The 18516-nt window shown below is 71.1% G+C and carries 15 protein-coding genes; 8 read left to right on the top strand and 7 right to left on the bottom strand.

All coding sequences use genetic code 11. The annotated features are described in order from the left end of the window. Nucleotides 1-11: 11 nt before the first annotated feature. On the bottom strand, nucleotides 12-500 hold the full coding sequence (locus tag L7N97_RS27125) for a CinA family protein (RefSeq protein ID WP_237481669.1): 489 nt from the start codon (nucleotides 498-500) through the stop codon (nucleotides 12-14). Nucleotides 501-503: 3 nt separating this feature from the next. Then, complete coding sequence (locus tag L7N97_RS27120; protein WP_428981034.1) at nucleotides 504-1700, bottom strand: bifunctional 2-C-methyl-D-erythritol 4-phosphate cytidylyltransferase/2-C-methyl-D-erythritol 2,4-cyclodiphosphate synthase; 1197 nt, start codon at nucleotides 1698-1700, stop codon at nucleotides 504-506. Between the two features lie 251 nt (nucleotides 1701-1951). Between L7N97_RS27120 and L7N97_RS27115 the strand changes: the two genes are divergently transcribed. From L7N97_RS27115 to hflX, 8 genes are all read left to right on the top strand, one after another. Beyond that, nucleotides 1952-2704 (top strand): hypothetical protein, encoded by a 753-nt coding sequence (locus L7N97_RS27115; protein ID WP_237481666.1) that lies wholly within the window; start codon nucleotides 1952-1954, stop codon nucleotides 2702-2704. 137 nt (nucleotides 2705-2841) lie between these two features. Then, nucleotides 2842-3912 (top strand): tRNA dihydrouridine synthase DusB, encoded by a 1071-nt coding sequence (gene dusB / locus L7N97_RS27110; protein WP_237481664.1) that lies wholly within the window; start codon nucleotides 2842-2844, stop codon nucleotides 3910-3912. Beyond that, nucleotides 3909-5054, top strand: a complete 1146-nt coding sequence (locus tag L7N97_RS27105) for a two-component system sensor histidine kinase NtrB (protein WP_237481662.1) — start codon at nucleotides 3909-3911, stop codon at nucleotides 5052-5054. The genes dusB and L7N97_RS27105 overlap by 4 nt, the downstream gene beginning before the upstream one ends. A 35-nt stretch (nucleotides 5055-5089) precedes the next feature. Beyond that, entirely contained in the window at nucleotides 5090-6574 is a 1485-nt protein-coding gene (ntrC, locus tag L7N97_RS27100; RefSeq protein ID WP_237481661.1) for a nitrogen regulation protein NR(I), read from the top strand. Between the two features lie 154 nt (nucleotides 6575-6728). Further along, nucleotides 6729-9005 (top strand): sensor histidine kinase, encoded by a 2277-nt coding sequence (locus L7N97_RS27095; RefSeq protein WP_237481659.1) that lies wholly within the window; start codon nucleotides 6729-6731, stop codon nucleotides 9003-9005. Nucleotides 9006-9011: 6 nt separating this feature from the next. After that, nucleotides 9012-10379, top strand: coding sequence for a nitrogen assimilation response regulator NtrX (gene ntrX, locus L7N97_RS27090; protein ID WP_237481658.1), 1368 nt, complete (start codon nucleotides 9012-9014; stop codon nucleotides 10377-10379). 253 nt (nucleotides 10380-10632) lie between these two features. Beyond that, nucleotides 10633-10920: an RNA chaperone Hfq gene (gene hfq, locus L7N97_RS27085; RefSeq protein ID WP_237481656.1), complete on the top strand. Its 288-nt coding sequence runs from the start codon at nucleotides 10633-10635 to the stop codon at nucleotides 10918-10920. 43 nt (nucleotides 10921-10963) lie between these two features. Beyond that, nucleotides 10964-12337, top strand: coding sequence for a GTPase HflX (gene hflX / locus L7N97_RS27080; protein WP_237481655.1), 1374 nt, complete (start codon nucleotides 10964-10966; stop codon nucleotides 12335-12337). Between the two features lie 141 nt (nucleotides 12338-12478). Here the strand turns inward: hflX and mazG are convergent, their stop codons facing one another. The 5 genes from mazG to metG all read right to left on the bottom strand — a co-directional run bounded on the left by mazG (nucleotide 12479) and on the right by metG (nucleotide 18503). Beyond that, nucleotides 12479-13291 carry a nucleoside triphosphate pyrophosphohydrolase gene (gene mazG, locus L7N97_RS27075; protein ID WP_237481653.1) on the bottom strand — a complete coding sequence of 271 codons (813 nt, stop codon included), beginning with the start codon at nucleotides 13289-13291 and terminating at the stop codon, nucleotides 12479-12481. 89 nt (nucleotides 13292-13380) lie between these two features. Beyond that, nucleotides 13381-14052, bottom strand: a complete 672-nt coding sequence (locus tag L7N97_RS27070) for a cold-shock protein (protein WP_237481651.1) — start codon at nucleotides 14050-14052, stop codon at nucleotides 13381-13383. A gap of 1309 nt (nucleotides 14053-15361) precedes the next feature. Next, nucleotides 15362-16159, bottom strand: a complete 798-nt coding sequence (locus L7N97_RS27065; protein WP_237481650.1) for an MBL fold metallo-hydrolase — start codon at nucleotides 16157-16159, stop codon at nucleotides 15362-15364. Further along, entirely contained in the window at nucleotides 16156-16953 is a 798-nt protein-coding gene (locus tag L7N97_RS27060; protein ID WP_237481648.1) for a TatD family hydrolase, read from the bottom strand. Before L7N97_RS27060 ends, L7N97_RS27065 begins: the two co-directional genes overlap by 4 nt. Next, nucleotides 16950-18503: a methionine--tRNA ligase gene (gene metG / locus L7N97_RS27055; protein ID WP_237481646.1), complete on the bottom strand. Its 1554-nt coding sequence runs from the start codon at nucleotides 18501-18503 to the stop codon at nucleotides 16950-16952. Before metG ends, L7N97_RS27060 begins: the two co-directional genes overlap by 4 nt. Nucleotides 18504-18516: the final 13 nt, after the last annotated feature.

The raw sequence follows: 18516 nt of genomic DNA, 5'->3' as shown, positions 1-18516 counted from the left end.
GCCCGCGCTCCTCATAAAACGCGCTCGAACAGATCCAGCGCCTGCGCGACCGAGGCGAGGCGCACCTCCGAACGGCCGAGAGCGCCGAAGCGGCGCTCCACCGCGATGACGCCCTCGCCGCGGCGCGCGAGGGCGAAATGCACGAGGCCCACGGGCTTCGCCGCGGTGCCGCCGCCCGGCCCCGCCACGCCGGTGATCGCCACCGCCGCGTCGGCGCGCGAGCGGGCCAGCGCGCCAGCCGCCATGACGCGCGCCACGGCCTCCGACACGGCGCCTTCGGCCGCGATCAGGTCGGCGGGGACGCCCAGCATCTCCGTCTTAGCCTCGTTCGAGTAGGTCGCGAAGCCGCGGTCGAAGGCGGCGGACGACCCCGGCACCTCGGTCAGCAGCGCCGACACGAGGCCACCCGTGCAGGACTCGGCCGTGGCGAGCGCGAGGCCGCGCGCCCGGCAGGCGGCGACGAGGGCGGCGGCGCGGTCGAGCAGAGGAGGCGGCAACACGGCTCAGTCCGCCGCGAGGGGAAGGCGCACGGTGGCGAGGCCCCAGGCGACGATGCCCTCCTCGCGTCCCGTGAACCCCATCCGCTCCGACGTGCCGGCCGTGATGCCGACGCGGTCGAGGTCGATGCCGGCGATCTCGGCGATCCGCCTCTGCATGGCGTCGCGATGCGGGCCGATGCGCGGCGCCTCGCAGACGATGGTTGCGTTGATGTTGGCGATCATGCCGCCGCGCGCCCGCACGCGCTCGGCCGCGTGGCGCAGGAAGCGGTCCGACGAGGCCCCCTTCCACTGCATGTCGGAAGGCGGAAAGTGCGAGCCGATGTCGCCGTCGCCGATCGTCGCCAGCAGCGCGTCGGTGAGGGCGTGGAGCACGACGTCGGCGTCGGAATGGCCGCTGAGCTTGCGCGTGTGCGGGATCCTCACGCCCCCGAGCCATACGTGGTCGCCCTCGACGAAGGAATGGACGTCGAAGCCCTGGCCCGTGCGGATGTCGAGGAGGTCGTGGGTCAAGCGGAGCTCCGCGGCTCGGAAGTCGGACAGGGTCGTGATCTTGATGTTGCCGGGGTCGCCCTCGAACACCGTGACGCGGTGGCCGGCGAACTCCGCCACGGCGGCGTCGTCGGTGAGGTCGTGGCGGTCCTCGGCCGCGGCGCGGGCATGGGCGGCGCGGATCAGGCCGAACCGGAAGGACTGTGGCGTCTGGACGGTCCGCATGGCGTTGCGGTCGGCCGTGCCTGCGATGCGGCCCTCGACGTCGATCACCTTGACGGTGTCGAAGATCGGGCAGCCGGGAACCGTGGCGCCGGACCGGGCCGCCGCCGCGACGGCGCGCGACACGAGGTCGGGCGTCGCGAAGGGGCGCGCGCCGTCGTGGATCAGCACGAGGTCGTCGTCCGTCGCGCCGCGCGCCGACAGGGCTTCGAGCCCCGCGCGGACGCTGTCCTGCCGCGTCGCCCCGCCCATGACGGGCTCGACCAGCCGGCCGCGCGCCGGAAGCTCCGCGACGGCGCCGTCATAAAGGTGGCGATCGTCGGGGTGGATCACCGTCACGACGTCCGCGATGTCATCGCGGTCGAAGAAGGCCTGCAGCGTGCGAGCCAGGACCGTCCGGCCGGCGAGGGAACGGTACTGCTTGGGCAGCCCTTCCCCGGCGCGGGACCCTCGCCCCGCCGCCACCACCAGCACGTGAACTCGTTCCATCATAGACCCGTCGCGGCTCCTCTTTGAAGCGGTTCTATCTCCAGCCTTTCGGCCGCGCCGTCAAACGGCGGTGGGCCTCCCGGGCCGGGACGGCCGCTTCTCGTCCACCGCTGCCTGAGTCGAGGCAGGCCCTTGACTCCCGACCGGGATCCAGACCCGATCCGGTCCGCCACAATCCCCGATCGCGCATCCCTGCGCCGCGATCCGCACCGCAACGACCGGCGCGCGGCGTCGGACAGAAAGGGCCCGCGATGACCGCACCGGACCTGCCCTTCTTCCAGACCGACCTTTTCGTGCCCGTCTACAGGCCGATGCGCCGGGGCGCCTGGGATCTCCGGATCGTGGAGGCCGTGCTCTGCCCCGGATACTGGTCTCCGCCGAGCCTCGTGCGGGGCATGGCCGCCCTCATGCGCGGCGGGAAAACGTGGATGTCGACCACGCCGCTCGAGATCGAGAGCCAGGAGATCGGCGTCCGCCACGCTCGCGGCCACGTCCTTATCTTCGGGCTCGGGATGGGTTGGGCCGCGGCCGCCTGCGCGCTCCGACCGGAGGTGACCGCCGTGACCGTGGTCGAGCGCGACGAGGACGTGCTGGACCTGCATCGCGACCTCGCCGTCTTCGCACAGCTTCCGGACCACGCCCGCGACAAGGTCCGGATCGAGCACGGCGACGCCTATGCGTGGACGGCCCGCGCGCGCGTGGACCTGCTGATGCCCGATATATGGCTGCCGTTGGTGTCGGACGGGCGCGTCGAAGAGGTCCGACGCATGCAGGCCAACGTGCGAGCCGACGCCGTCTATTTCTGGGGACAGGAATTGGAGATCGCCCGGCACGCCGCCGCGGCCAGGCGGGACATCGATCCCCGCGGCGTCTCGGACATGGCGGAAGCGATGGAGCTTCCGCTCCTCGGTCCCGTCCTCCCGGACTACGCTCGACGCGTCGAAGCGGTCGCGCGGCGGTGGATGCGCGGGCGGTGGCTGCCCGGAACCGTGCCACCGTTCTGAACGATGGTCGGATCTGCCCCGCGGATCGGTGGAGTTGCCGTCGTGCGCCCGATGATTATGATGTGAGCAGTTCTTCGATTGGCGCGCGAAGCGGCACCGCCTCCCGCGGTCGCGGGCGCGCCGGGTGCCGGACCACGATGACATCACCCGCCGACGCGGCCGCCGATCGAACGATCGCGGGGCACGATGGAGCGCCGATCCGCCTCGGGCCGCGCACGCTGAGCGGCCGCGCGCTCCTGGCGCCGATGGCCGGCGTCACCGATCTCGGCATGCGCCGCGCCGCACAGCGCTTCGGCGCGTCCCTCACCGTGTCCGAGATGGTGGTCGGGGATCATCTGGCGCGCGGGGAGGCGGCGAGCCTCGCGCGGGCCGCCGGCGCCGGGCTCGACCCCCACGTGGTGCAGATCGCGGGCTGTCGCGCCGAGGCGCTGGCCGAGGGCGCCCGCGCCGCGGCGGAAGGGGGCGCCGTAGCGGTCGACATCAACATGGGCTGCCCCGCCAAGAAGGTGACGGGCGGCCTCGCCGGCTCCGCGCTGATGCGGGACCTCGACGCCGCCGTGGAGTTGATCCGCGCGACGGTGGCCGCGGTGACGGTGCCGGTCACCGTCAAGATGCGGCTCGGCTGGGACGACGCGGCCCGCAACGCGCCGGAGCTCGCGCGCCGGGCCGAGGCCGAGGGCGTCGCGCTCGTCACCGTTCACGGCCGCACGCGCCAGCAGTTCTACAAGGGCCGAGCCGACTGGGCCGCGGTGGCGGCCGTCAAGCGCGCCGTGTCGATCCCCGTGGTGGTCAACGGCGACTGCGCCTCCGTGGCCGACGCGCGCGCCATGCTGCGCGCGTCGGGCGCCGACGCCGTGATGGTCGGCCGGGCTGCGGTCGGGCGCCCCTGGCTCGTCGGCGAGATCGCGGCGGCGCTGCGCGGCGAGGCCTGGACGATGCCGTGCCTCGTCGATCGACGCGACGCGGCGCTGGAGCACTTCGATGCGCTCGTCGCGTGTTTCGGCCCCGAGAACGGCAACCGGCACGCCCGCAAGCACCTCGTCGCCTACGCGGAGCACCGCGCGGCCGAGCTGCGGGGCGACCCCGGCGCGGCGGCCGCCTGCGGGACGCTGCGGGCCGCGATGGCGACCAGCGGCGACCACCGGGCGACGCGCCGTATGCTGGCCGAGCTGTTCGACCTGAATGCCGACCTGGACATCGCCGCATGACCACGCCCGAACCGAGGTCGCCGGATCCCCGCGCCCACGGCGGCTTTGCCCAGGCCGGCGACGTGCTGAACCTCCTGCCGCACGCCGTGCTGACGGTCGAGGCCGACGGCGCCATCGTCGAGGCCAACGCGGCCGCCGAATCCTTCTTCGACATGAGCCGCGCGGTGCTCAGGCGCCACCGCCTCGGCGACGTCGTGCCCTTCGCGTCGCCGCTGCTGGCGCTGCTCGACCAGGCGGTGAAGCGCGGCGCGGCGCTGAACGAATACCAGGTCGACCTCGGCAACCCCAAGCTCGGCCCCGACCGCGTGGTCGACATCCACGTCAGCCCGATGGGGGAGCCGCGCGGCCGCGTGATGATCCTGCTGCAGGAACGGTCGATTGCCGCAAAATTCGACAGGCAGCTGACCCATCGAGGAGCAGCGCGCTCGGTTTCTGCCCTTGCGGCCATGCTGGCTCACGAGATCAAGAACCCGCTGTCCGGCATCCGCGGCGCGGCCCAGCTCCTGGAAACCGCGGTGGGCGACGAGGACCGCGCGCTGACGAGCCTCATCTGTGAGGAGACCGACCGCATCGTGAAGCTGGTCGACCGCATGGAGGCCTTCTCAGACCTCCGGCCCATCGAGCGCGAGAGCGTCAACATCCACGCCGTGCTCGACCACGTGAAGCGCGTGGCGCAGGCCGGCTTCGCGCGCCACATCCGCTTCGCCGAAACCTACGATCCGTCGCTGCCGCCGGTCTTCGGCAACCGCGACCAGCTGGTCCAGGTGTTCCTCAACCTCGTCAAGAACGCCGCCGAGGCCCTCGGCCCCGACACGATCGACGGCACGATCGAGCTGACCACGGCCTTCCGGCCCGGGGTGCGGCTGCGCACGCCGGGGTCGCCGACGCCGGTCAGCCTTCCACTCGAGTTCTGCGTGCGGGACAACGGCCCCGGCGTGCCGTCCGACATCGCCGCGCATCTGTTCGACCCCTTCGTGACGACGAAATCGTCCGGAACTGGCCTTGGACTTGCACTGGTGGCCAAGGTGATCGGCGACCACGGCGGGACCGTGGAATGCGAGTCCTATCCGCGCCGCACGACCTTCCGCGTCCTCCTGCCCATGTTCGCCGCGCGCGACGGACGGGGTGGCGGCGAAGCGTGAGCTCGCGGCGCACAGCGTAAAGGGAAGTACCGGCGATGAACGGCCATATCCTCGTCGCCGACGACGACACAGCGATCCGCACCGTGGTGAGCCAGGCCCTGTCGCGGGCCGGCTACGACGTCCGCACCACCGGCACGGCGGCCTCGCTGTGGCGCTGGGTGCAGGCGGGCGACGGCGACCTCGTGATCACCGACGTCGTCATGCCCGACGAGAACGCCTTCGAGCTGCTGCCGCGCATCAAGAAGCTGCGGCCCGACCTGCCCATCATCGTGATGAGCGCGCAGAACACCTTCATGACGGCCATCAAGGCCTCGGAGCGCGGCGCCTACGACTACCTGCCGAAGCCCTTCGACCTGAAGGAGCTGGTGGCGATCGTCGGCCGAGCCATGGCGGAACCGCGCCAGAAGGACACGCCGCAGGGCGAGGAACTCGACGCGATGCCCCTGATCGGCCGCTCGCCGGCCATGCAGGAGATCTACCGCACGCTGGCGCGTCTGATGCAGACCGACCTCACCGTGATGATCTCCGGCGAGTCCGGCACCGGCAAGGAGCTGGTCGCCCGCGCGCTGCACGACTACGGCAAGCGCAAGAGCGGCCCCTTCGTGGCCATCAACATGGCCGCCATCCCGCGCGACCTCATCGAATCCGAGCTGTTCGGCCACGAGAAAGGGGCCTTCACGGGCGCCAACACGCGCTCGGCCGGGCGCTTCGAGCAGGCTGAGGGCGGCACGCTGTTCCTCGACGAGATCGGCGACATGCCGATGGAAGCGCAGACGCGGCTCCTGCGCGTGCTCCAGCAGGCCGAATACACCACGGTCGGGGGCCGCACGCCGATCAAGACGAACGTCCGTATCGTCGCCGCCACCAACAAGGACCTGCGCGTCACCATCCAGCAGGGCCTGTTCCGCGAGGACCTGTTCTTCCGGCTCAACGTCGTGCCGATCCGGCTTCCTCCCTTGCGCGAGCGCGCCGAGGACATTCCGCACCTCGCGCGGCACTTCTTCACCGCCGCGGCCGCCGAGGGGCTGCCTTTGAAGCACATGGACACCGGCGCCCACGATCGCCTGAAGCGCTATCGCTGGCCCGGCAACGTGCGCGAGCTCGAAAACCTCGTGCGGCGCCTCGCGGCCCTCTACCCGCAGGAGGTCATCACCGCGCCGCTGGTCGAGGCGGAGCTGGGCCTCAACCGGCCGAACCAGACCATGGCGCCGACCTCCGAGATCGCGGCCGGTCCGCTCGGCGGCAACATGGAGGCGCCGGGCGGCGCGGACGAGGGAGGGCTGATGGGCGCGGTCGAGCGCCACCTCGCCGACCTCTTCGCCAAGCACGGCGAGGACCTGCCCCCGCCCGGACTCTATCACCGCGTCCTGCGCGAGCTCGAGGTGCCGCTGGTGTCCGCCGCCCTGGCGGCCACGCGCGGCAACCAGATCAAGGCGGCCGAGATGCTGGGTCTCAACCGCAACACCCTGCGCAAGAAGGTCCGCGAACTCGACATCAAGCTCATGCGCCTGCCGCGCTGAACCCCGTCCCGATCCGCCTGGGCCCTCGCGCCCTGAATTCGCTGCAATCCGGCAACAGTGCTGTATAAATGCAACGGGCCTCGGCCCGGCACGGCAGCGCGGCGGGGACGGGCGGCGAGAGCGCTCGGCACGGCCGATCGATGGATGGACGCGCTTGACGGAATCGACGGGCAGGGACGGCCTCGACCACGCGTCGATCAAGCGGGATGACAGGCGGTTCAACCTGCGCATCGCGCCCATCGTGGTGGCCCTCTCGCTCGTGGCGGCGCTCGCGAGCTTCGCGGTCTTCACGAGCTACACCTCCACCATCCCGACCGATCCCCCGAAGGGGCCGGTGGTGCTCGACGTCTTCGTGGCGGACGGGCTGATCGCCCTCGTGCTCTGCGCCCTGGTGGCGCGGGAAGCTTGGAAGCTGCTCGCGGCTTGGCGGGCCAAGCAGGCGGGCGCGCGGCTGCACGCCTACATCGTGGGCCTGTTCACCATCACGGCGCTCGTCCCGGGCGTCATCATGGCCATCGTCGGGGGTGTGGCGCTGGAGCGGGGCCTCTACCCCGGGTTCATGGATCAGGTCGGCAGCTTCATCGGCGAGACCACGAACGCCGGGAAGCTGATCCGCTCCAAGCAGTGCGACTCGCTGCAGCGCGACGCGGATCTCGCGGCGCTCGACCTCGCCCGCGCGCGGGTCGGCTACGGCAACCGCAGCTTCTTCCAAAACTTTTTCGACTCGCGCGTCCAGTCGCTCGGCTTCACCACGGCCGTGATCATGGCGCCGAGCGGGACCGTGGTCGAGAAGGTCGACACCGGCAAGCCGCCCCAAGTGGTCATACCGAACGCGGAGGTGCTCGAAGGCGTCCGCCGCGGCGAGCAGATCTGCTACCATGTCGACAACGCCCGCACCTTCGTGGCTCTGCGCTACCTGCCGAGCTTCGACAACGGCTTCCTCTACGTCGCGCGGCCGCTCGACCCCTTCACCATCGGCTTCCAGCAGCACGCCGAGGAGATCACCCGCGCCTTCGCGACCTTCGACAACTACCGGCAGTCGATCCAGTTCGCCTTCATCGTCATGTTCGGCCTGCTCGCCGCCATCATGCTGCTGTCGGCGATCTGGCTCGGGCTGTCCTTCGCCAACCTGCTGGTGGCGCCGATCCGCCGCCTCATCGACGCGACCGACCAGGTGTCCTCCGGCAACCTCTACGTCCAGGTGCCGATCCGCCGCTCGGAAGGCGACCTCGCGCGGCTCGGCGAAACCTTCAACAAGATGATCGCTGACCTGCGGCTCCAGCAGAACCGGCTGATCGCGGCGCGCGAAACCATCGACGCGCGCCGCCTCTTCACCGAGGCGGTGCTGTCCGGCGTGCCGGCGGCCGTGATCGGCATCGACGCCAGGGGCGACATGACGGTGCTGAACGCTTCCGCGCAGAAGCTCGTCGAAACCGCAGGCACGCCCGCGGTGGGCCGGGCGCTCGGCGAGGCGGTGCCGGAGCTCGGCCCGATCCTCGCGGAGCGCGGCGGCCGCCCCCGCCTCCAGCAGGGACAGGTGACGCTGACCCGCGCGGGCCGGGAGCGGACCTTCAACGTGCGCGTGGCCAGCGAGCTGTCCGGGAAAGCCGAGCGCAACTCCGTGGTCACGCTCGACGACATCACCGACCTCGTGTCAGCCCAGCGGACCTCGGCCTGGGCCGACGTTGCGCGCCGCATCGCCCACGAGATCAAGAACCCGCTGACGCCGATCCAGCTCTCCGCCGAGCGGCTGAAGCGGCGCTACAGCAAGGTCATCACCGAGGGCCGCGACGTCTTCGACCAGTGCACCGACACGATCATCCGCCAGGTCGACGACATGAAGCGGATGGTGGACGAGTTCTCGTCCTTCGCCCGCATGCCAAAGGCCCTGCTGGCCGAGGACGACCTCGCCAAATGCCTCGGGCAGGTGGCCTTCCTGATGCGCGTCGGCAACCCGGAGGTCGTGCTCGACGAGGACCTGCCCTCGGCGCCGCTGATCGCCCGCTTCGACCGTCGGCTCCTCAGCCAGGCCCTGACCAACATCGTCAAGAACGCGACCGAGGGCGTGGCCGCCCACATGGCGACCCTGCCGCCCGAGGACCGGGAGCAGGGCCGGATCGCCGTGTCGCTCCACCGCGCGCCCGACGGGCAGGCCGTCATCGACGTGGTCGACAACGGCAAGGGCTTCCCGACCGAGAACCGCCAGCGCCTGCTGGAGCCCTATATGACCACGCGGGCCGAGGGCACCGGGCTCGGCCTCGCCATCGTGGCCAAGATCCTGGAAGATCACGGCGGCGGCATCGAACTGCTCGACGCGCCCGGCGGCCGCGGCGCCCGGGTGCGGATGCATTTCCCCATCGACGCGCCGGCCCGCGCCGACGCCACCACCGGCGTCGACGCGGCGCCGGGCCCCCTCACCGAGAAAGCCTGACCCGCCATGGCCACGGATATCCTCATCGTCGACGACGAAGCCGACATCCGCGACATCGTTTCCGGCATCCTGTCGGACGAGGGCCACGGCACGCGCGTCGCCAAGGACGCCGACGACGCCCTGGCCCTGCTCGCGGCGCGGCGGCCCCACCTGATGTTCCTGGACATCTGGCTGCAGGGCTCGCGTCTCGACGGGCTGCAGCTGCTGGAGATCATCAAGGAGCAGCACCCGACGCTGCCGGTGGTGATGATCTCGGGCCACGGCAACATCGAGACGGCCGTCTCCGCGATCAAGATGGGCGCCTACGACTTCATCGAGAAGCCCTTCAAGGCCGACCGGCTGGTTCTGGTGGCCGAGCGGGCGCTCGAAACGTCGCGGCTGAGGCGCGAGAACGTCGAGCTGAAGACGCGCTCGCTCACGACGGACCGCGTGGTGGGCCGCTCGACCAGCGCCAACCAGCTCCGCCAGGTGATCGACAAGGTCGGGCCGGCCAACTCCCGCGTGCTGATCGCGGGCGCGCCCGGCACCGGCAAGGAGCTGGCAGCCCGCATGGTGCACGCCGGGTCCAGCCGCGCGGCCTCCCCCTTCGTGGTCATCAACGCCGCCACCATGCTGCCCGAGGCCATGGAGACGGAGCTGTTCGGCGTCGAAGGGGCGGACGGGCGCGGCCGCAAGGTCGGCGCGCTGGAGGAGGCGCACGGCGGCACGCTCTTCATCGACGAGGTCGCGGACATGCCCCGCGAAACCCAGAGCCGCATCCTGCGCGTCCTGGTGGACCAGAACTTCCAGCGCGTCGGCGGCACGGCGCGCGTCCACGTCGACGTCCGCATCATCTCCTCGACCGCCCGCGACCTGCCGGCGCTGATCGCGGAGGGCCACTTCCGCGAGGACCTGTTCCACCGCCTCGCCGTGGTGCCGGTGCGGGTGCCGGCGCTGTCGGAGCGCCGCGACGACATCCCCGAGCTCGTCGCCTTCTTCATGGATCAGGTGTCGGCCAACACCGGGCTGCCCAAGCGCCGGATCGGGGCGGACGCCATGGCAGTGCTGCAGTCGCACGACTGGCCCGGCAACATCCGGCAGCTCCGCAACAACGTCGAGCGGCTGATGATCTTGGCGACCGGAGACCCCGAGGCCGAGATCACCGCCGACATGCTCCCCTCCGAGATCGGCGCGCTGGTGCCGGCGACGCCCAACGGGGCAGGGGGCGAGAAGCTGATGAGCCTGCCGCTGCGCGAAGCCCGCGAGGTGTTCGAGCGCGAGTACCTCGTCGCCCAGATCAGCCGCTTCGGCGGCAACATCTCGCGCACGGCCGAGTTCATCGGCATGGAGCGCTCGGCCCTGCATCGGAAGCTGAAGTCCCTCGCCATCGACTGATCCGGGGGACGCGAGGGAAATCCCGCTTGCGACTTCTGCTTGTTCCTGCCTCTAATGCGGCGGGATGCAGGCGGCCCGGCGACGGATCGGGCGGCCCGCGCGGCGCGCCCTCGGGGCGACGGGGCGCGGGCGCGACCTCACCCGCGGGAACGCCCGGACGACGCCTTGACGGGCCGAGGACGGATCCGTCGCGCGGGGGCGAGGCCGCGGCATCGAGACCGCGAACAAGCGGCGACGAGCAGTGGACAGGACCATGGCGGCTGAACGAACACAGAACCTGCAGGACACGTTCCTCAACTACGTGCGCAAGAACAAGGTCCCCCTCACCATCTTCCTGGTCAACGGGGTCAAGCTGCAGGGTGTGGTGACGTGGTTCGACAATTTCTGCGTCCTCCTGCGCCGGGACGGCCACTCGCAACTGGTCTACAAACACGCCATATCGACCGTGATGCCGGGACAGCCCATCCAGATGTTCGAGTCGCCCGAGGACGTGCCGGCCGCCGCGGCCGCCGCCGCCCCGGCCGCCGAACGCCTGCGGTGAGCGCGGTCCCCGGCGGCATCGGACGAGCCATCGGGACACGCGATTGAAGTCGAAACACGGGGACGACGGCACGGACGCCGTCGAGAAGACCGCCGCCGAGGCCACCCGCACGCTGGTGGTCGGGCCCTACCCGACCGGGCGGGGCTCTGCCGCGCGCGAGGCGCGCTCGCCCGAGGCGCGCATCGGCGAGGCCGTGGCGCTCGGCGACGCCATCGACCTCGACGTCCGCCGCGACGTCATCGTCAACCTCGGAGCCGTGCGGCCCTCGACCTACCTCGGCAAGGGCAAGGTCGAGGAACTCGCGGAGGTCTGCGAGGAACTGGAGATCGGTCTCGTGGTGATGGACTGCGCCCTGTCGCCGGTCCAGCAGCGCAACCTCGAGAAGGCGTTCGGCACCAAGGTGATCGACCGCACCGGCCTGATCCTGGAGATCTTCGGTCGGCGCGCGCGCACCAAGGAGGGGACGCTACAGGTGGAACTGGCCCACCTCGCCTACCAAAAGTCCCGCCTCGTGCGATCCTGGACACACCTGGAGCGCCAGCGCGGCGGCTTCGGCTTCCTCGGCGGGCCCGGCGAGACGCAGATCGAGACCGACCGCCGCCTGATCGAGGAGCGGATGGCGCGGATCGAGCGGGACCTCGACCACGTGAAGCAGACCCGCGCGACCAACCGGAAGACGCGCGTCGACGTGCCGTTCCCGACCGTGGCGCTGGTCGGCTACACCAACGCCGGCAAGTCCACGCTCTTCAATCGTCTGACCAAGGCCGCCGTGCTGGCCGACGACATGGTCTTCGCCACCCTGGACCCGACGCTGCGCGTCGTGCGGTTGCCGCACCGGGGCAAGGTGATCCTGTCCGACACGGTGGGCTTCATTTCCGATCTCCCGACCATGCTGGTCTCCGCCTTTCGGGCGACGCTGGAGGAGGTCGTGTCGGCCGACGTGATCCTGCACGTGCGCGACGTCGCCCACGAGGACACGCAGGCGCAGAGCGCCGACGTGCTGGCGATCCTGCGCGAGCTCGGCGTCGACGCCGAAGACCGCGAGCGCGTGGTCGAGGTGTGGAACAAGGCCGACCTGCTCGACGAGGACCGGCTCGCCGCGACGCTCGACGCTGCCGCGCACAAGCGTGCGGACGAGCGGCCCGCGGTGGTGTCGGCCCTGACGGGGCAGGGGGTCGACGACCTCCTCGCCACGGTGGAGCGTCGGCTCGCCACCCACGCGACCTCGCTCCACGTCGATCTCGACCCGAGCGACGGGCGCGGCCTGAACTGGCTCTACGAGACCACCGAGATCCTGGCCCGGCAGGACGGCGAGGACGGCACGATCCACCTCACGGTCCGCGTGGCGCCGGAGCGCATGGAGCGGGTGCAGAACCGCTTCCCTCAGGCCGAGCGCGTCCCGGCCGAGACGCACTGAGGCGGGTTGCCCAAGCCCGTCGGGGGCAGGGCGAAGCCCTCGAGGGCAGCTCTCGCGCCTCCTCCAAATACGACAGAGTGCGGACTACCGAGAATCCAGGCCGGAGCGGCGGCGCCGAAGGGCGCCCTGCCCTGGACCTGTTCAGGCCTGCCGTTCCAGCGCTTTCGCCTCGGTCCACAGCGCCTCCATGGCGTCGAGGTCGGCCTCCTGCAGGCTCGACCCGCGCGAGGCCAGTGACCGCTCGATGTGGCCGAAGCGCCGCTCGAACTTGCGATTCGCGCCGTGCAGCGCGACTTCGGGGTCGACGCCCGCGTGCCGCGCGAGGTTGGCCACGGCGAAGAGCAGGTCGCCGATCTCGTCCGCGACGGCCGTGCGGTCGCCGAGCGCGGCTTCGACCTCGTCGGCCTCCTCGCGGATCTTCTCGAGCACCGCGCGGGTGTCGTTCCAATCGAAGCCGACCGTGCCGGCGACGCGCTGGAGCTTCACGGCGCGGGGCAGGGGGGCGATGCCGGTCCCGACGCGGCTCAGCAGCCCCGGTGCGCCCTGCCCCGGTCCAGCGCGGCACTCGCGCTCGGCCTTCTCCTCGGCCTTGATCCGGCCCCAGGCGGCCTTCACCTCGGCGGGCGTGAGGTCGCGCCGGTCGCCGAAGATGTGCGGGTGACGGCGCACCAGCTTGGCCGTGATGGCCTCGACGACGCCGCCGAAGTCGAAGCTGCCTTCCTCCTCGGCGATGCGGGCCTGGAACACGACCTGGAGCAACAGGTCGCCCAGTTCCTCGCGCAAGTCCTCGCGGTCGCCGCGCTCGACGGCGTCCGCCACCTCGTAGGCTTCCTCGACGGCGTAGGGCGCCACGCTAGCGAAGCTCTGCGCCAAGTCCCAGGAGCAACCCGTCTCCGGGTGGCGCAGCGCCGCCATGATCTCGATCAGGCGGGCTATGTCGCGGGACGGCGTCATGGGCACTCTCGTTCACACGCGAAAATGCCCGCGGAGGCGATCCGCGGGCATCGGATGTCAGGATCGGCTCCCGAGGACGCCGGATCGGCTCAGTCGGCCGAGATCGAAAGGGCTTCGCGGCCCTTCGGGGTGTCGACGACGCGCATCGAGACGGGCTGGCCCTCCGCGAGGTGGGACAGGCCGGCCGGGCCGAGGATGGAGATGTGGACGAAGATGTCCTTGCCGCCATCGTTGCTCGACACGAAGCCGAAGCCCTTGGTGTCGTCGAACCACTTCACCTTGCCGGACACCGACACCGCGGTCGACGGATCGGGGGCGCGGCGGGCGGGGCGCGGGCTGTCGAACGAGCGCTGCGGCGCGCGCTCCTGGGCACCCGTCGTGTCGACCTCGACGACGCGGGTCACCTGGGCACCCTTGGCGCCGTTGCCGACCAGGACCTTGAGCTTGGCGCCCGGGGGCACCGTCTCGTAGCCGGCCGACTGGATCGCGCCGATGTGAAGGAAGGCGTCGCCCTGGCCGTTCTGCAGCTCGACGAAGCCGAAGCCCTTGTCGGCCTTGAACCACTTGACGACGGCATCGACGGTGGGACCGGCCGGGGGGGCGGACATCATGTCACCGCCGCCGCCGCCGAAGCCGCTCGGGGCGCCGCTGCCGAAGGGGCGCGAAGGCGGCCGCGACGGGCGGGACTCATAGGGGGACGACGGCATGTCGTCGTCGAAGCCCCGCTTCCTCGGTCCCCGGAAATCTCTACCTTTGCTCATGTCGCCAGCTCGTCTTTGCCTTCAACCCAACCGCCCACACCGTGACCGGACCGCAGACCCGATGTCGCGCCCTCGATGGTCACGTCTCACAATCCCGCGACGATCGCTCTCGCGGGCCCTCAGCGTACAACCGTGGCTGGGCATTGTCTTCACGAAACCCGGCCAAAGCGACCCCGCCTTGGCGTGCGCCTACACCTTTCAGCGACGACGGCGGCGCAACCAACCATCGCAGCTCCGTTCCCCTTCGGGAGCCGATGACGACGCGGGAGGGGACCTGCGGAGCCCACGTCTTGACCGAACGCTAACGCATTTTTCGCCCGTTCGCCACCGCTATTCCGGGGCGAAACCGCGCCTTTTCTGAGCACGGCGGGATCAGGACGACGGAGCGGCGGCCCCGGCCGCGAGCGCCGTTGCTGAGCTGGAAGTGGATAGGGTGGCCGGTCTCGACCCGGATCTGAGCCACGGACGAGCGGCATCAGCGATGTCGCGTCGGCAGGAGTCCAGCGGGCCTGTGTTCGACCATCGGAAGGGTGGCCGAAAGCGCTCGAGCGGAGACGCGCGACGACGAGTACGGTGCCAGAGACGGAAGATCGGTTCAGGCGCCGAAGAGCGAAATATTCGCATAATCTATATTATGGAACGTACACGGTCCACCTCGGGGCGGAGCCAAGCCCCTGGTCACACTCTCGTATCGCTGTTGCGGGTCGGTTCAGCCCAGCCCGCCGGATTCTCGGCGGTGCGGAGCGACCTTCGCAGGTCGACCTTTCGATCGCGTCACCGTCGCAACGGTCGATCCGCCGCGGAGCCGCCCGAGGGCGAACTCCAGCTAGGGCAGGGGCGGCCCGGCCTTCGAGGTTTCGACCCTGCCAGACACGCCCTGCCCCGAGCCCATGCCTCCGGTGCGGCTCGATGTCGACGACCGAGTGACTTCGATGCGGTGCACCGCTCGCTTCGCGGCGCCCCTGTGGTGCGACGGACACCAGCCTCGGAGGACCAAAATCCTCGGCTCGACGGATCCCACGCCCTGATCGGCTACCGCTTTTCGGCCCCCTTGCCGATCCGCCCTTGACGGGTGCACATCGGCGATCAGGCCTCGATCGGGGTCGAGACACCGACGGCGGAGATGCTCGGCCTTGCGTGCTGGTCTCCTCGCGCCGAGCGCTACGCCGACGACGCGCTCCGCTCGGCTCGAACCTCCTGCGTCCAGGACAGAGGGCGTCCTTCGCTCGGCGCCGCCATGGCAACGCGGGGCGCCACGTCGGACGAGGGCAGGGCGGTCGACCATCCTCCCTGCCCGGCGATCAGCCGGTCAGTCGAACGGCAGCGCCATCCCGTCATAGGCCGGCACCACGCCGTCCGGCAGGTCGGCGCGGAGCGTGGCATAGTCGAGGTCGTTGTGGAGGTTGGTGAGCACGGCGCGCTTGGGACGGAAACGGCGGATGGCGGCCAAGGCCTCGTCGAGCGAGAAGTGGCTCGGATGCGGCTTGTAGCGCAGCGCGTCGATGATCCAGAGGTCGAGGGCGTCGAGGAAGCGCTCGCTCTCGCGCGGGATGCCGTTCAGGTCCGGCGTGTAGGCGATGCCGCCGACGCGCAGTCCCAGCGCGTCGATCTCGCCGTGCTCCAGGCGGAACGGCGTCACCTCGATCGTCCCCCCTGCCCCGTCGAAGGCCTGCGGGCACCCGGGCACGAGGCGGTGCTCGTCGAGCAACGGCGGGTAGGAGCTGCCGGGCGGCGTGTGGAAGATGTAGCCGAACTTGCCCGCCACATCGCGCGAGGTCGGCGCGTCCATGTAGGCGGCGATGCGCCGCTGGGCGCCGAGCACCAGCGGCCGCACGTCGTCGATGCCGTGCACGTGATCGGCGTGGGCGTGGGTCAGCACGATCGCGTCGAGCGACGGCACAGCGTGGGCTAAGAGTTGCCGGCGCAGGTCCGGGCCCGTGTCGACCAGCACGCGCGTGGTGCCGGCGCCGCCGCGCCGCTCCAGCAGCACCGAGCAGCGCTGGCGCTCGTTCTTCGGCTCGGCGGGGTCGCAGGCGCCCCACCCCTGCCCCACCCGCGGCACGCCGCCGGAGGAGCCGCAGCCGAGGATCGTGAGTGTGCCGGTCACGCGGCCGCCCCGAGCCGAGCCGGCAGCTTGGAGAAGAGCCTGTCCACGTTGGCGCTGGTGGCCGCGGCGAAGGTCTCCGGATCGACGCCCTTCACCTCGGCGAGGACGCGCGCCGTTTGGGCCACGAAGGCCGGCTCGTTGCGCTTGCCCCGGTGCGGCACCGGCGCGAGGAAGGGCGCGTCGGTCTCCACCAGCATGCGGTCGAGCGGCACCGTGCGCGCGACGTCGCGCAGGGCTTCCGAGTTCTTGAAGGTCGCGACGCCCGAGAAGGAGACGAAGAGGCCGAGCTCCAGCCCGGTCCGCGCCAGCTCCATCGACGAGGTGAAGCAGTGCAGCACCGCCTCGAAGCGCCCGCGGGCCATCTCGTCCTCGAGGGTCGCGGCCATGTCGGCGTCGGCGTCGCGCGAGTGGATCACGAGCGGCAGGCCCGACTCGCGCGCCGCCCGGATGTGCGTGCGAAAGACGCGGTCGGCCACGTCGCGCGGCGCGGCGTCGTAGTGGTAGTCGAGCCCGGCCTCGCCGATGCCGACGCATTTCGGATGGCGCGACAGCTCCACCAGCCGCTCGACCGGAACGTCCGGCTCCTCGCCCGCCTGGAGCGGATGGGTGCCGACCGTGAAGAACACGTCCGGGAACCGCTCGGCGATCGCGGCGATGTCGGCGTGCCTGGCCACGCGGGTCGAGATCGTGATGATGCGCGTCACGCCCGCCGCGCGGGCGCGCTCCACCACGGCGTCGAGCTCGGGCGAGAACTCGGGGAAGTCGAGGTGGCAGTGGCTATCGGTCAGGTTCACGCGGCCGGCTCCGCCTCGACGTAGCGGGGGAACACGCCGGAGGGCGCGGGCAGGGCGGTGCCGGACGCCAGGCGGTGGTCGGCCTCGAGGTGGGCGAAGTCGCGGGCGTCGGCCGGCACGGCGAGGAAGTCGAGCAGCCGCGCCATCGCGCCCGGCATGGCGGGCTGGAGCAGGATGGCGAGCTCGCGCACCACCTCGGCCACCACGGCCAGCACGGTCGCCATGCGGGCCGGGTCGGTCTTGCGCTTCACCCAGGGCTCCTCGCCCGCGAAGTAGCGGTCCGCCGAGGCGATCACGCGCCATGCGGCGGCGAGGTAGTCGTGCGGGGCGTGGCGGTCCATGGCGTCCCGCGCCTGCGGGAGGAGGGCGTCGGCCTCGGCCAGGAGGGCCTGGTCGGCCTCGCTCAGGTCGCCGCGCTCCGGCACCCTGCCCCCGCAGTTCTTGGCGATCATGGACAGCGAGCGCTGCGCGAGATTGCCGATGCCGTTGGCGAGGTCGGCGTTGATGCGCGCCACGATGGCCTCGTGCGAGTAGCTGCCGTCCTGGCCGAACGGCACCTCGCGCAGGAAGAAGTAGCGCAGCGGGTCGACGCCGTAATGCTCGGCCAGGGTCGCCGGCGAGATGACGTTGCCGACGGACTTCGACATCTTCTCGCCCTTGTTGAACAGGAAGCCGTGCACCACGATCCGGCGCGGCAGCGGCAGCCCGGCCGACATCAGGAAGGCGGGCCAGAACACGGCGTGGAAGCGCGAGATGTCCTTGCCGATCACGTGCGCGTCGGCCGGCCAGAATCGTCCGCGCGGGTCCGCGGCGTCCGGGAAGCCGGTCCCGGTCAGGTAGTTGGTCAGCGCGTCGACCCACACGTACATGACGTGCTTCGGGTCGCCCGGCACCGGCACGCCCCAGTCGAAGGCCGTGCGGCTGATCGACAGGTCCTTGAGGCCGCGCGACACGAAGGAGCGGACCTCGTTGAAGTACTTGTCCGGCACGACGAAGTCGGGGTGGGCGGCGTAATGGGCGAGCAGCCGGTCGCCGTAGGCCGACAGGCGGAAGAACCAGCTCTCCTCGGCGACCCACTCGACCGGCGTGCCCGTGGGCGCGAGGCGCGTGCCGTCCGGCCCGTCGACGAGGTCGGCCTCGTCGTGGAAGGCCTCGTCGCGGACCGAGTACCAGCCCTCGTAGCTCGACAGGTAGACGTCGCCGCGCGCCTCCATGCGCCGCCAGATCTCCTGCGCGGCCGCGCGGTGGCGCGGCTCGGTGGTGCGCACAACGTCGTCGGCCTCGGTGCCGAGCAGCCGGTTCATGGCGAGGAACTGCGCGGCCGTGCGGTCGGCGAGCCCCTGAGGCGTCAGGCCCTCGCGCGCGGCCGTCTGCTGCATCTTCTGCCCGTGCTCGTCCATGCCGGACAGGCTCAGCACGTCGAAGCCGTCGAGCCGCTTGAACCGCGCGAAAGCGTCCTGGGCGATGCGCTCGTAGGCGTGGCCGATGTGCGGGGCGCCGTTGGCGTAGGGGATGGCGGAGGAGATGCAGTAGGTCGGGCGCGGGGCCATGAAGCCTCTTCTT

It is taken from the genome of Lichenibacterium dinghuense, assembly GCF_021730615.1.
Classification (GTDB): domain Bacteria; phylum Pseudomonadota; class Alphaproteobacteria; order Rhizobiales; family Beijerinckiaceae; genus Lichenihabitans; species Lichenihabitans dinghuensis.
The sequence above is the reverse complement of the archived record's forward strand: the minus strand, read 5'-3'. Positions and strand labels throughout refer to the sequence as shown.

Bases quoted from the DNA above. Each gene is read 5' to 3' on its own strand.
- L7N97_RS27120 (WP_428981034.1), bottom strand. From the start codon at position 1,700: ATGGAACGAGTTCACGTGCTGGTGGTGGCGGCGGGGCGAGGGTCCCGC.
- mazG (WP_237481653.1), bottom strand. From the start codon at position 13,291: ATGACGCCGTCCCGCGACATAGCCCGCCTGATCGAGATCATGGCGGCG.
- L7N97_RS27105 (WP_237481662.1), top strand. From the start codon at position 3,909: ATGACCACGCCCGAACCGAGGTCGCCGGATCCCCGCGCCCACGGCGGC.
- L7N97_RS27070 (WP_237481651.1), bottom strand. From the start codon at position 14,052: ATGAGCAAAGGTAGAGATTTCCGGGGACCGAGGAAGCGGGGCTTCGAC.
- hfq (WP_237481656.1), top strand. From the start codon at position 10,633: ATGGCGGCTGAACGAACACAGAACCTGCAGGACACGTTCCTCAACTAC.
- ntrC (WP_237481661.1), top strand. From the start codon at position 5,090: ATGAACGGCCATATCCTCGTCGCCGACGACGACACAGCGATCCGCACC.
- L7N97_RS27115 (WP_237481666.1), top strand. From the start codon at position 1,952: ATGACCGCACCGGACCTGCCCTTCTTCCAGACCGACCTTTTCGTGCCC.
- ntrX (WP_237481658.1), top strand. From the start codon at position 9,012: ATGGCCACGGATATCCTCATCGTCGACGACGAAGCCGACATCCGCGAC.
- metG (WP_237481646.1), bottom strand. From the start codon at position 18,503: ATGGCCCCGCGCCCGACCTACTGCATCTCCTCCGCCATCCCCTACGCC.
- dusB (WP_237481664.1), top strand. From the start codon at position 2,842: ATGACATCACCCGCCGACGCGGCCGCCGATCGAACGATCGCGGGGCAC.